The 11748-nt window shown below is 72.3% G+C and carries 11 protein-coding genes; 4 read left to right on the top strand and 7 right to left on the bottom strand.

Annotated features, from left to right (window positions below; translation table 11 throughout):
* The first annotated feature begins 1 nt into the window (after window position 1).
* A complete protein-coding gene (locus ACSQ11_RS12405; protein WP_436005815.1) occupies window positions 2-868 on the top strand; it encodes a DNA-formamidopyrimidine glycosylase family protein in 867 nt (288 codons plus the stop codon).
* Window positions 869-1059: 191 nt separating this feature from the next.
* On the opposite strand, the gene ACSQ11_RS12400 is transcribed toward ACSQ11_RS12405, so the two are convergent.
* The 5 genes from ACSQ11_RS12400 to rimO form a co-directional block, all read right to left on the bottom strand.
* The gene (locus ACSQ11_RS12400; protein ID WP_436005813.1) at window positions 1060-1626 is read right to left on the bottom strand and encodes a GrpB family protein; all 567 of its coding nucleotides are present in this window, start codon (window positions 1624-1626) and stop codon (window positions 1060-1062) included.
* A gap of 11 nt (window positions 1627-1637) precedes the next feature.
* A complete protein-coding gene (locus tag ACSQ11_RS12395; RefSeq protein WP_436005811.1) occupies window positions 1638-1940 on the bottom strand; it encodes a helix-turn-helix domain-containing protein in 303 nt (100 codons plus the stop codon).
* Between the two features lie 109 nt (window positions 1941-2049).
* Entirely contained in the window at window positions 2050-2523 is a 474-nt protein-coding gene (locus ACSQ11_RS12390) for a CinA family protein (protein ID WP_436005809.1), read from the bottom strand.
* Entirely contained in the window at window positions 2520-3176 is a 657-nt protein-coding gene (gene pgsA, locus ACSQ11_RS12385; RefSeq protein WP_436005807.1) for a CDP-diacylglycerol--glycerol-3-phosphate 3-phosphatidyltransferase, read from the bottom strand. Before pgsA ends, ACSQ11_RS12390 begins: the two co-directional genes overlap by 4 nt.
* Entirely contained in the window at window positions 3173-4600 is a 1428-nt protein-coding gene (rimO, locus tag ACSQ11_RS12380) for a 30S ribosomal protein S12 methylthiotransferase RimO (protein WP_436005805.1), read from the bottom strand. The genes pgsA and rimO overlap by 4 nt, the downstream gene beginning before the upstream one ends.
* Window positions 4601-4799: 199 nt before the next feature.
* On the opposite strand from rimO, the gene ACSQ11_RS12375 reads away from it, so the two are divergent.
* Both ACSQ11_RS12375 and ACSQ11_RS12370 read left to right on the top strand, forming a co-directional pair.
* Window positions 4800-5777, top strand: coding sequence for a hypothetical protein (locus tag ACSQ11_RS12375; protein WP_436005803.1), 978 nt, complete (start codon window positions 4800-4802; stop codon window positions 5775-5777).
* A 16-nt stretch (window positions 5778-5793) separates the two neighbouring features.
* Window positions 5794-6987: a dipeptidase gene (locus ACSQ11_RS12370; protein WP_436005801.1), complete on the top strand. Its 1194-nt coding sequence runs from the start codon at window positions 5794-5796 to the stop codon at window positions 6985-6987.
* Window positions 6988-6998: 11 nt separating this feature from the next.
* Here the strand turns inward: ACSQ11_RS12370 and ACSQ11_RS12365 are convergent, their stop codons facing one another.
* A complete protein-coding gene (locus ACSQ11_RS12365; RefSeq protein WP_436005799.1) occupies window positions 6999-7706 on the bottom strand; it encodes an ion channel in 708 nt (235 codons plus the stop codon).
* A gap of 53 nt (window positions 7707-7759) precedes the next feature.
* On the opposite strand from ACSQ11_RS12365, the gene ACSQ11_RS12360 reads away from it, so the two are divergent.
* Entirely contained in the window at window positions 7760-8881 is a 1122-nt protein-coding gene (locus ACSQ11_RS12360; RefSeq protein WP_436005797.1) for a MauE/DoxX family redox-associated membrane protein, read from the top strand.
* Window positions 8882-8916: 35 nt separating this feature from the next.
* Here ACSQ11_RS12360 and ACSQ11_RS12355 read toward each other — a convergent pair whose 3' ends face one another.
* Complete coding sequence (locus ACSQ11_RS12355; protein ID WP_436005795.1) at window positions 8917-11646, bottom strand: DNA translocase FtsK 4TM domain-containing protein; 2730 nt, start codon at window positions 11644-11646, stop codon at window positions 8917-8919.
* Between the last annotated feature and the right edge of the window lie 102 nt (window positions 11647-11748).

The raw sequence follows: 11748 nt of genomic DNA, 5'->3' as shown, positions 1-11748 counted from the left end.
CGTGCCTGAGGGCGACACGGTCTGGCGCTCGGCCGACCGCCTGCACCGGGCCCTGGCCGGCGAGGTCATCACGCTGAGCGACTTCCGCTTCCCCGAGATCGCCACCCTCGACCTGCGCGGGAGCCGCACGACCGAGGTGGTCAGCCGCGGCAAGCACCTGCTGCACCGTGTCGACTCGGGCGTGACGATCCACTCCCACCTCAAGATGGAGGGTCAGTGGCGGGTGGAGCGACCCGAGACCACCCCGACGTGGCTGCGCCGCGCCGACCTGCGGGCCGCTGTCGGGACGCAGACGTGGTCAGCGCTCGGTCTGCGCCTCGGCCTGCTCGAGGCGATCCCCACACAGCACGAGGACCGGGTCGTCGGCCACCTCGGCCCGGACGTCCTCGGCCCCGACTGGGACCCCGACGAGGCCGCGGCCCGGCTCCTCGCCTCGGGGACGGTGGTCGGCGCCGCCCTGCTCGACCAGCGCGTGCTGGCCGGGGTGGGCACCCTGTGGGCCTCGGAGTCGCTCTTCCTCGAACGCCTCGGCCCGTGGACGCCCGCCGCCGAGCTCGGCCGTGAACGTGTCGAGCCGCTCATCTCGAGGGTCGCGCGCCTGCTCGACGTCTCCCGCCACCACGCCGTCCAGTCCAGCACCGGCGTGCGACGCAAGGGCGAGGAGCACTACGTCCACGCCCGGTCGGGGCGTCCCTGCCGCCGGTGCGGCGACACCATCCGGGTGTCGATGATCGGTCCCGCCGGACGCGAGCGGACGATGTTCTACTGCCCGACCTGCCAGGGCGGCCTCGCGCCCCACGACGACGGTCGGCGCCAGCGCCCGCTCGGCTCAGCCGGAGGCCGGACCAACCCCTATCGGCGCGCCTGAGCTCCCTTGGCGCCGTTGGCGTCCGATCGACCCTCGGGGGCGTCACCGGCGCACAGGCTGCCGCACGGCGTCCCCATCGCTGCGCCGCTCACCATGCTCTGCGCCGCTCGCCATGCTCTGCGCCGGTGGCCATGCTGTGCGCCGGGCGCACCGTCACCGACGCGAGCCCCAGGTCCGCGACTGGCCCGTGCCTAGCGCGATGACTGGGCGACCTTCGCGAGAATCTCCTCGATGACACCGGACTTCGCGTCGGCGTACTCCTGGACGTAGCGCCACCGCCGGGCTGCGAGGCGGCGCTTCTCCGCCGCGTAGCGGTCCCGGTCCTCGTCGTGCGAGCGCAGCCAGTCGCGCAGCCCCAGCAGCCGCTCGACCTCCTCGCGTCCGCTGTCGGGGGCGAGGACGTGGAGGTTGATGTCGTGGGGGTTGCCACGTTCGACGCGTTGGTAGAGCACGCGGTGCTCGAGCCAGTCCGGCTCGCGGATCTGCAGCCAGTAGCCCAGCCCGACCAGCTCCGGGACATACGCGTCCTCGTCCGCCGGGTCGGGCACCTGCAGCAGGATGTCGATGACCGGCTTGGCGGGCAGCCCCGGGACCGACGTGGAGCCGACGTGGTCGACGGCGAGCGCGACGTCACCGAGCGCCTCTCGCACCTGCGCAGCGTCGCGCTCGTAACGCCTGGGCCAGTCGGGGTCGGGCTCGTGGAGCACGACGGGTACCGACCACGGCGCGGCACGTCCCCCGACGTACTCAGCGGACACGAGGCGGCCCGTCAGGCCGCAGAGGCGGAGACGTCCTCGGAGCGTCCGGCCACCGGCAGCGAGACGGGGGCGCTGAGCGACTCCATGTGCGCGGCGCGTCGGCTCACGTCGTCGAGGACGACGGACAGCGGCACGTCGAGTGCGAGGCAGATCGCGGCGAGGAGCTCGGACGAGGCCTCCTTGACGCCGCGCTCGATCTCGCTGAGGTAGCCGAGGGAGACCGACGCCGTCGCAGCGACGTCACGAAGGGTGCGGCCCTGGAGCTGCCGCCGCTCGCGCAGTGCCTCACCGAGCTCGTGTCGCAGCAGGATCATGATCGGGCCTCCCTTCGTGGTTGCGGTGGTCGTCGGACTCCACGCTACATCGCGAGGGCGTCCTCTCGTCGAAGACTTCCCCGACCCGGGGTATTCCCCGTGGTGGCGCTCACGCGTGCAGGAGCTCCTCGAGGAGGTCGAGCACCGCGGCGACGGACGCCTCTCGCACGTCCGCCCGGTCGCCGGGCAGGTCCAGCCTCCGGCTCTGGATACCGCCCGGCCACGGGCCGTGGGCCGCGACGAAGACCGTGCCGGCCGGCATACCGTCCGCGGGTCCGGGACCGGCGACCCCGGTCGTCGAGAGGCCGACGTCGGCGCCGAGGAGGCGCGCCGCGCCGCGAGCCATCTGCAGGGCGACCTCGGCGTCGACGGGACCGACCGCCGCCAGGCGTTCCGGGTCCACGCCGAGGAGGTCGGCCTTGAGGTCGGTCGCGTAAGTGACGACACCGCCGCGCACGGTGCGTGACGACCCGGCGACGGAGGTCAGGGCGGCGCAGACGAGGCCACCGGTGAGCGACTCCGCCGTGGCGACGGTGAGGCCGCGCTCGACGAGCGCTGCGACGAGCCTGTCGGCCGTGCTCACGGCTCGAGGGAGTCGTCGCTCGCGGCGGCCCGTGCGGCCCTCTTGGCCAGGGCGCGGGGGCTCGTCCGGCGCAGCCGGAAGGCGTCGACCGCGTAGTCGATGCCGGTGACGACCGTGACGACGAGGGCCGCGACGAGCGTGACCCAGGCGACGGCGTCGAGAGCGCCGCTGGCCGGGAGCGAGAAGCGCGGGATGACGAAGAACCCGAGCGCCAGCGCCTGGAGCAGGGTCTTGACCTTGCCACCGCGACCGGCCGCCATCACGCCGTGCCGGATCACCCAGAAGCGCATCGCCGTGATGCCCCACTCGCGCACGATGATGACGACGGTGATCCACCACGGGATGTCGCCGATCATCGACAGCCCCACGAGTGCCATCGTCACGAGCGCCTTGTCGGCGATGGGGTCGGCAACCTTGCCGAAGTCGGTGATGAGCCCGCGGCTGCGCGCGATGTCACCGTCGATCCGGTCCGTGACCATCGCGACGGCGAAGACGGCGAAGGCCCACCAGCGGACGCCCGCCTGGTGCCCGTCGTCCCAGAGCAGGAGCCAGCCGAAGACGGGCACGAGGAGCAGGCGCAGGATCGTCAGCCCGTTGGCGATGTTCCATGCACTGGGCGCGATGCGCGCGACCGGCGAGGGCCGCTCGCTCATGACGGTTCCGCGACGAGGTCGATGCCCTCGGTGCCCACGACCGTGGCGAGCACGGTCTCCCCCACCCGTGCGGTGACTCCGAGGACGCGGGTCGTGCCGTCGACGTCAGGCCCCTGGTGCTCGGCGCGACCGACGACGTGCGCGTCGCCGGCCCCGTCGGCTGTGACGGAACCGTCGGTGACGACCTCCTCGACGAGCACGCGCACCTGCTCGCCGATGCGGTCCTCGGCACGCTGCGAGGTCAGCTCCTCGACGAGGTCGGTGATCCGCGCGACGCGCTCGGCGATGGCCTCGGGCACGACCTTGTCGGGCAGGAGCTCACCTTCGGTGCCGTCCTCGTCGGAGTAGCCGAAGACGCCGACGACGTCGAGCCGCGCGGCGGTGAGGAACGCGGCCAGCTCGTCGACCTCGGCCTCGGTCTCACCGGGGAAGCCGACGATGACGTTGCTGCGGATGCCCGCGAGGGGCGAGCGGCGGCGGACGTCCTCGATGAGCCCGAGGAAGCTCTCGGTCCCACCGAACCGGCGCATGCGGCGCAGCAACGGGGCCGAGGCGTGCTGGAACGACAGGTCGAACCACGGCATGACCTCGGGGACGGCGACCATGGCGTCGAGCAGCCCGGGTCGCACCTCGGCCGGCTGAAGGTAGGAGACGCGGACTCGCTCGATGCCGTCGAGGCCGGCGAGCTCGGGCAGCAGCGCGTCCATGAGCGCGAGGTCGCCGAGGTCCTTGCCGTAGGAGGTCGAGTTCTCGCTCACGAGGAACAGCTCGCGCACCCCCTGCCCGGCGAGCCAGCGGGCCTCGTCGAGGACGTCGGTGGGGCGCCGCGAGACGAACGAGCCGCGGAACATCGGGATGGCGCAGAAGGCGCAGCGTCGGTCGCACCCCGACGCGATCTTGAGCGGCGCCCACGGGCCGGTGTCGAGCCGAGCACGAGGCGCGGCGTGGCCGGGCAGCGCGACCTCTGCGGAGGCGTCCTGGCGGGTCGCGGGTGAGAGCGGCAGGAGCTTGCGACGGTCGCTCGGGACGTGGCTGGGGACGCTGCCACCGTCGAGGATCGTGCGCAGGTGCGTCGACATGTCGGCGTAGGAGTCGAACCCGAGCACGGCGTCGGCCTCGGGCAGCTCGTCGGCGAGCGTCTGCCCGTAGCGCTCGGCGAGGCACCCGACGGCCACGACCTTCTGGGTGCGCCCGTGCTCCTTGAGCGACGACGCCTCGAGCAGGCTGTCGATGGAGTCCTTCTTGGCCTGCTCGACGAAGCCGCAGGTGTTGACGACGGCGACGTCGGCTTCGGCGGCGTCGTCGACGAGGGTCCAGCCGCCGGCGGCGAGCCGGCCGGCGAGCTCCTCGGAGTCGACGTCGTTGCGGGTGCACCCGAGCGTCACCACTGCCACCGAACGGGAGGTCGTCTCGGGCGCGGGCATGACCCCCACTCTAGTTGCGCGCGAGGGGTCCTCCGTCGCCGCCACGGCCGTGGCGCGAGACCCGGTGGGCACGTGCCCGGCGGGCCCGGATGAACCTCCCCACGAAAATTGCCGAAAACTCTATGCACCGCAGGTCAGAGCATGGATACTCGGCCCGACTCTTCGTCACCTCCACTCTCTGCACCAAGGGGCCCACCACATGTCCAAGAAGGTCAACTCCGCCCTCGACCGTCGGTCCGCGATCCGGTTCGGCGCGGTCGGCGCCGCCGCCACCGCCGCCACCGCCGTGAGCGTCACCGGCGCCTCGTCCGCGCAGGCCGCGGCCGGCCAGCCCGTCCTCCAGGGGCGCACCAACCTCCCCGGCAGCGCCGGCACCCTGATCACGACGAGCGGCACCGCGACCACCGTCACCATCCGCAACAACGGCGCTGGGGCTGCGGGCTACTTCGTCTCCCCCAAGGGCAACGGCCTCGCCACCACCACCAGCGGCGCCGCCCGCTTCGCCTCGGTGTCGTCCAACTCCGCCACCACCGCCGGCACCGGCGCGGCGATCAACGCCAACGGTGTCAACAACACCGGTCTCCTCGTCACGACCAACAACCTCGACCGGTTCGCGGTCGACGCGACCAACCTCTCGGGCACCGACTCGGGCGAGGGCGGCGGCGGTGGCGTCTGGGCCGACGGCGGCAACGGCGTGGCCATCGCGGCCATCTCGCCGGTCGGCGTCCCGGCGGCGGTCTCCATCGGCGACGTCTACCTCATCGAGGGTCACGAGGTGGTCGAGACGGCCAATGGCGGGATCCTCTTCGGCGCGACGTCCGCGATCGGCCCCCAGGTCACCTACAGCGCCCAGCTGCCGCTCAACGCCTCCGGCGCGGGCACGTGGGACCTCACCGGTCCGACGACCGACGACGTCGACTTCACCGACGCGGTCGCCCTCGTCGCGGCCAACTCCGGCGCCATGCCGAACGTGTGGGTCACCGTCGACCCGTCCACCAACGTCGTCTCCGTCGCCGGTGGCGCGGCCAACGGCACGGTCTCGGTGAGCGTCACCGGCGTCCGCAACGACTGGTCCGGCTACGAGCTCGCCAAGAACGGCCGCTCCGCCGCAGGCACCCGCGTCGCCAAGGCCAAGAAGATCGCCGCTCGCGTCGCCAAGCGCGCCAAGCGGGGCTGACCCCTAGGTTGGGGCGATGACTTCGACGCCCCAGCGCATCACCGACCTGCTCGCGAGCCACCCCGTCTGGGACGGTCACAACGACCTCCCGTGGGCGGCTCGCGAGCAGGTCGCGTATGACCTCGACCGCCTCGACATCGCACGCGCGGTCACCTCGACCCACACCGACATCCCGCGGATGCGCCTCGGTGGCATGGGGGCCCAGTTCTGGTCGGTCTACGTCGACGCCAAGTGGGCCGGCGAGCGGGCCGTCACCGCCACGCTCGAGCAGATCGACTTCGTCCGGAACCTCACGAGTCGGTATGCCGGTGAGCTGGCTCTCGCGGTCAGCGCGGCCGACGTGCGGGCCGCCCGGGCGGAGGGCCGCATCGCCTCCCTCATGGGCGCCGAGGGCGGCCACAGCATCGACAGCTCGCTCGGCGCGCTGCGGATGCTCCACCTGCTCGGGGTCAGGTACATGACCCTGACCCACAACGACAACGTCCCCTGGGCCGACTCCGCGACCGACGAGCCCGTGCTCGGCGGCCTCTCTGCGTTCGGCCACGAGGTCGTGCGTGAGATGAACCGGGTCGGGATGGTCGTCGACCTCTCCCACGTCTCCGCGGACACGATGCGCGACGCCCTCGCGACGACGGCCGCGCCGGTGATGTTCTCGCACTCGTCGGCCCGCGCCGTGTGCGATCACCCACGCAACGTCCCCGACGACGTCCTCGCCACGCTCGCCGACAACGGCGGGCTCTGCATGGTCACCTTCGTCCCGAAGTTCATCTCGCCCGCCGTGCGCGAGTGGGACCTCGAGGCGGCCGACGCCGCGGCGGCGGAAGACGTCCACTGGGCCGACCACACGGCATACAGCGCCTTCCTCAAGCGGTACCGCGAGGCCCACCCGCAGCCGGGCGCCACGATCGACGACGTCGTGGCGCACGTCGAGCACGTGCGCGAGGTCGCGGGTGTCCAGCACATCGGGCTCGGCGGCGACTACGACGGCGTGGGTCAGCTGCCGACCGGGCTCGACGACGTGTCGGGCTACCCGCGGCTGCTTCAGGCCCTCGCCGACCGGGGCTGGTCCGACGACGACCTCGGCCGGCTCACGTGGAGCAACGCGCTCCGCGTCCTCGAGGGCGTCGAGGCGACGTCGGCCGAGCTGTCGGCGACCCGGGGACCGAGCATCGCCCGGATCGAGGACCTCGACGGGGACGTCGCCCCCTGACCAACCCGCCGTCAGCGCTGGTTGCGCATGACGGTGAGCGCGACGAGGCGCGAGATCACCATCGCGACGTACATGACACCGCCGAGCTGCTCGATGATCGACACCGCGCGGGCCTGCGCGCCGACGGGCAGGACGTCGGACAGGCCGACGCTCGTGAGGTTGGCGCCCGAGAAGTAGAGCAGCTCGAGGAACGTCCGCTTGTCTCCGCCGCCGTGTCCGATGAACGACCCCGGCCACATCTCCTGCACCGCGAGGAAGAGGTAGGCGAACGCGAAGAGGAGGACGGTGAACGCGGCGCCGACGGCGAACAGCTCGTCCTTGGTCACCCAGGCGTCCTCGAACATGTAGGAGACGAGCCCGTATGCCGTGTAGAAGTAGAAGAGCGACAGGGCCGTGTGCGCCAGCGCCACGATGAGGGTGCTGTCCGTCGAGATCGAGGACCAGATCTCGAGCACTCCGGCGGGCAGGCCCAGGCCCACCGAGAGCCAGGTGAGCGCGGGGGTGCTGCGGACGGTGAACACCGCGATGGTGAGCGCGCAGAGGCTGAGGACGGTGAGGGCGACGCGGCCGTACTCGAGGTCCTGAAGCCACGGGAGCAGGATGATGACGACGAGCTGCACCCCGAGGAGGAACGCCGACGGCTGCTTGCGGAGCACGGCCCGCCACCGTTGGGCGCGGGTCGGCGGCTCGCGCAGGTCGTCCCACAGGGTCGTCTCCATGGGCGTCACTCTAAGCGCCGGACGGTGGGGCGACGCCGACCTAGGATGACGACATGCACCACGTCGCGTGGGTCGTACCGCCCCTCGTCCTCGCCGGGGTGCTCACCTTCAGCGCCGTCAGCAAGCTCGGCAAGGGCGAGTCGCTGCGCAGCATCGTGCGCAACCTCCGGCTGTCCGACCGGATCCTCCCGGTGCCCCTGGCGCGGGCCATCCCCGGGATCGAGCTGGCGCTGGCCGCGGGGCTCCTCCTGCCGTGGGCGCCGGCGTTCGGCCTCGCCGCCGCGGGCTGCCTCGGCCTCATGCTCGTCTACTGGGCGCTCATCGCCCGCGGCCTGACCATCCACCCGCGCCCGTCGTGCGGTTGCTTCGGGCAGGCGGGTGAGCACCAGATCAGCGGACGGACCCTGCTGCGCAACACGCTCCTCGTCCTCGCCGCCGCCGGGGCCGTCGCCCTCGCGCTGTCCGGGCGCACCGTGTGGTCGCTGCTGGGCGACGCTGCTGCCGGTGACTGGTGGTGGCTGGCGCTCGGCGCCCTGGCGTGCGCGGCGACCGGGCTCGTGCTGGCCGGTTCGTCGGCTGAAGGCACGATGATGTCGCCAACCTCCGCGTCAACGGGTCACTCGGCCGCTCACGAGGGCGGCCACGAGCACGCGCACGACCATGGGCACCGGCACGTGGACGACGCCGCGGACCCCGACGGCTACGTGCGCACGCCCATCCCGCGGGTGGTCCTCCACGACCCGGCGAGCGGTCCGGTGACGCTGCACGAGCTCTCGGCGCAGCGGGCCCAGCTGCTCGTGCTCGTCGACTGCTACTGCGAGTCCACCCGGGTGGCGATGGGGCAGGTGGAGTCGTGGGACGCGCGGTTCGAGCTCGTCGACGTGCGCCTCGTCTTCTCCATCCCGCTCGTCGACTCGCTCGGCACCCCTCCGGCGGGGACGCTGGTCGACCACGCCGGTCTGGCGTGGGAGGCACTCGGGCTCCCCGCGTCACCGAGCGCCGTGCTCCTCGGCATCGACGGCCACCTCGCCGGCGGACCGGCGTCGGGGTACGACGAGGTGCTCGACTTCCTCGACGAGGTGCAGGAGGTGCTCGCGGAGGCGTTGCCGCCGCAGGACCGGCTCATGGACGAGGGCCGGCTCAGCGACGAGGGCCAGCTCACCGCCGAGCGGTGACCTCGCGGCCCACCCGGCACCGGTGACCTCGCGGCTCACCGGCGGCCGGTGAGCTCCCAGGCGTCCTCGCTGTCGTCCTCGTCGTCGTCCCACGCCTGCACCTGCGGGCGCCGGGCGAGGTCGTCGGCGACCGCGTCCGAGCCGTAGCGGTCGTGCGAGACGGGCTGCGGCACTGCGTCTCCCGACGCCTGCGCCGGAGCGTCGTCCTCGAGGGCGTCGGTCGCCTCGTTGTCGAACGCACCGTCGATCTCGGGGACGTCCTCGCCCCGCATGAGCGCAAGCGTCGTCGGCAGGTCGTCGGGGCGCACGAGCACGTCGCGCGCCTTCGAGCCCTCGGAGGGGCCCACGACGCCGCGGGACTCGAGCAGGTCCATGAGGCGACCGGCCTTGGCGAACCCGACGCGCAGCTTGCGCTGGAGCATCGAGGTCGAACCGAACTGCGTCGTCACGACGAGCTCGGTCGCCTGCAGCAGCAGGTCGAGGTCGTCGCCGATGTCGTCGTCGATCTGCTTCTTGGCCGCGGCGACGGTGACGTCCTCGCGGTAGGTCGGCTTGAGCTGGCCGGTGACGTGCCCGACGATCTCCTGGATCTCGGACTCGGTGACCCACGCGCCCTGGACGCGCATCGGCTTGCTCGCACCCATGGGCAGGAAGAGGCCGTCACCCTGACCCAGCAGCTTCTCGGCGCCGGGCTGGTCGAGGACGACACGGCTGTCGGCGAGCGACGACGTCGCGAACGCCATGCGGCTCGGCACGTTGGCCTTGATGAGGCCGGTGACGACGTCGACCGACGGGCGCTGGGTCGCGAGCACGAGGTGGATGCCGGCGGCGCGCGCGAGCTGGGTGATGCGGACGATCGACTCCTCGACGTCGCGCGGGGCGACCATCATGAGGTCGGCGAGCTCGTCGACGACGACGAGGAGGTAGGGGTAGGGGTGGATGACCCGCTCCGAGCCCGGCAGCGGCTGCACCTTGCCGGACTTCACCGCCTTGTTGAAGTCGTCGACGTGCTTGTAGCCGTAGGCGGCGAGGTCGTCGTAGCGCGCGTCCATCTCGCGCACGACCCACTGCAGGGCCTCGGCGGCCTTCTTGGGGTTCGTGATGATCGGCGTGATGAGGTGCGGGATGCCTTCGTATGCCGTGAGCTCGACCCGCTTGGGGTCCACGAGCACCATGCGGACCTCGTCGGGCGTCGAGCGCATGAGCACCGAGGTGATCATCGAGTTGACGAAGGACGACTTGCCCGAGCCGGTGGCGCCGGCGACGAGGAGGTGCGGCATCTTGGCGAGGTTGGCGATGACGTAGCCGCCCTCGACGTCCTTGCCGACACCCATGACCATCGGGTGGTGGTTGTCGCGCGCGACCCGGCTGCGCAGGACGTCGCCGAGGCAGACCATCTCCTTGTCCGGGTTGGGGATCTCGATGCCGATCGCCGACTTGCCCGGGATCGGGCTGAGGATGCGCACGTCGGCCGAGGCGACGGCATACGCGATGTTCTTGGAGAGCGCGGTGACGCGTTCGACCTTGACGCCGGGGCCGAGCTCGACGATGTAGCGGGTGACCGTCGGGCCGCGCGTGAACCCCGTGACCTGGGCATCGATGCCGAACTCGTCGAGGACGGTGGTGAGCGACTCGACGACGCGGTCGTTGGCCTCGGAGCGCTCCTTGTGCGGCGCGCCCTGCTTGAGCGCGGCGTTGTCGGGGAGCGTGTAGGTGATGTCGCCGGCGAGCGAGAGCTGCTCGACGCGCTGCGGCAACGGTGTCGTGGGCGGGGCCTCGAGCTTGACCGGCTCGGCGACCGCCTTGGCCGCGGGCGCGAGGACACCGGGTGCGGTGGGGCGCTTCTCTCCCGGGCGCGGGCCGCCCTCGTCGAGGTCGGCGGGCGGCGGCGGGACGCGCCGCGACTTGCGGCCCTTGCTGTCCTCGTAGTCGACGATCGCCGCCTGCTCGTAGGCCTCGTCGCCGACCATCGGCTCGTCGCTCTTGGCACGCGACCGGCGCGGCTTCTTGACCGGCACCTCCTCGGTGGCGTCCTCGTCTGCGTATGCCGGGTGCCCCAGGAGCGTGGCCCGCAGCTGGTCGAGACGGTCGGGGATCTCGTGCACCGGCGTGGCCGTGAGCACGAGGAAGCCGAAGATGCCGATGAGGATGAGCAGCGGGATGGTGCCGTAGATCGAGACGGCGGCCTCGAGCGGGCTCGACGCGAGGAAGCCGATGATGCCACCGGCCGCGCGCATGCCGTCGGCGCCGGCGGGCGGCTCGGGGATGCCGGCGGCGACGTGGGCGATGCCGCAGGACGCGAACGCGAGGATCGCGGTGCCGATGGTCATCCGGTTGGTCGCGGGGTGCTCGCGCGGGGTGCGCCAGAGGTGCAGACCGAAGAGGAGCAGGACGATGGGCAGGGCATAGCCGACCCGGCCGAAGGTCCCGGCGACGACGGCATGGGTCGCGTCACCGACCAGGCCGGCGAGTCCCCACCACTCACGGGCGGCGACGACGACGGCGAGGGCGATGAGGGTCAGCCCGGCCCCGTCGCGACGGTGCTCGGGCTCGAGGTCCTGACCGGCGTGCGAGACCTTGCGGGCGGTGCCACCCGCGACGTGGGCCAGACCCATCCAGGCGCCCCGGACGGCGGCGACCGGCATGGGCGTGCCGCCCTTGGCCGGCGCCTTCTTGCGGGTCGTCGTGCGGGCCGGGGCCCGGCGGTTCGCCGGACGCGAGGATGCCGTGCGGGAACGCGCAGGGGTCGTCGAACGGGAGGCCATGGTCGCACCCTAGGCCACAGTCCCACCATTCACACGCAGCACACGCGCCCCAGCCCCTCGGGGGGGCAACATTGTCGGATGGGATTGGTGGGGCTGGTGGGG

The sequence above is a fragment of the Knoellia sp. LjRoot47 genome, assembly GCF_964253435.1.
Lineage (GTDB): Bacteria > Actinomycetota > Actinomycetes > Actinomycetales > Dermatophilaceae > Knoellia.
This window is presented reverse-complemented; position numbering and strand designations above follow the sequence as displayed.

Excerpts from the sequence above, each read along its gene's own strand:
- pgsA (WP_436005807.1), bottom strand. The coding sequence starts at position 3,176 with ATGAGCGAGCGGCCCTCGCCGGTCGCGCGCATCGCGCCCAGTGCATGG.
- ACSQ11_RS12375 (WP_436005803.1), top strand. The coding sequence starts at position 4,800 with ATGTCCAAGAAGGTCAACTCCGCCCTCGACCGTCGGTCCGCGATCCGG.
- ACSQ11_RS12370 (WP_436005801.1), top strand. The coding sequence starts at position 5,794 with ATGACTTCGACGCCCCAGCGCATCACCGACCTGCTCGCGAGCCACCCC.
- ACSQ11_RS12360 (WP_436005797.1), top strand. The coding sequence starts at position 7,760 with ATGCACCACGTCGCGTGGGTCGTACCGCCCCTCGTCCTCGCCGGGGTG.
- ACSQ11_RS12395 (WP_436005811.1), bottom strand. The coding sequence starts at position 1,940 with ATGATCCTGCTGCGACACGAGCTCGGTGAGGCACTGCGCGAGCGGCGG.
- ACSQ11_RS12355 (WP_436005795.1), bottom strand. The coding sequence starts at position 11,646 with ATGGCCTCCCGTTCGACGACCCCTGCGCGTTCCCGCACGGCATCCTCG.
- rimO (WP_436005805.1), bottom strand. The coding sequence starts at position 4,600 with ATGCCCGCGCCCGAGACGACCTCCCGTTCGGTGGCAGTGGTGACGCTC.
- ACSQ11_RS12365 (WP_436005799.1), bottom strand. The coding sequence starts at position 7,706 with ATGGAGACGACCCTGTGGGACGACCTGCGCGAGCCGCCGACCCGCGCC.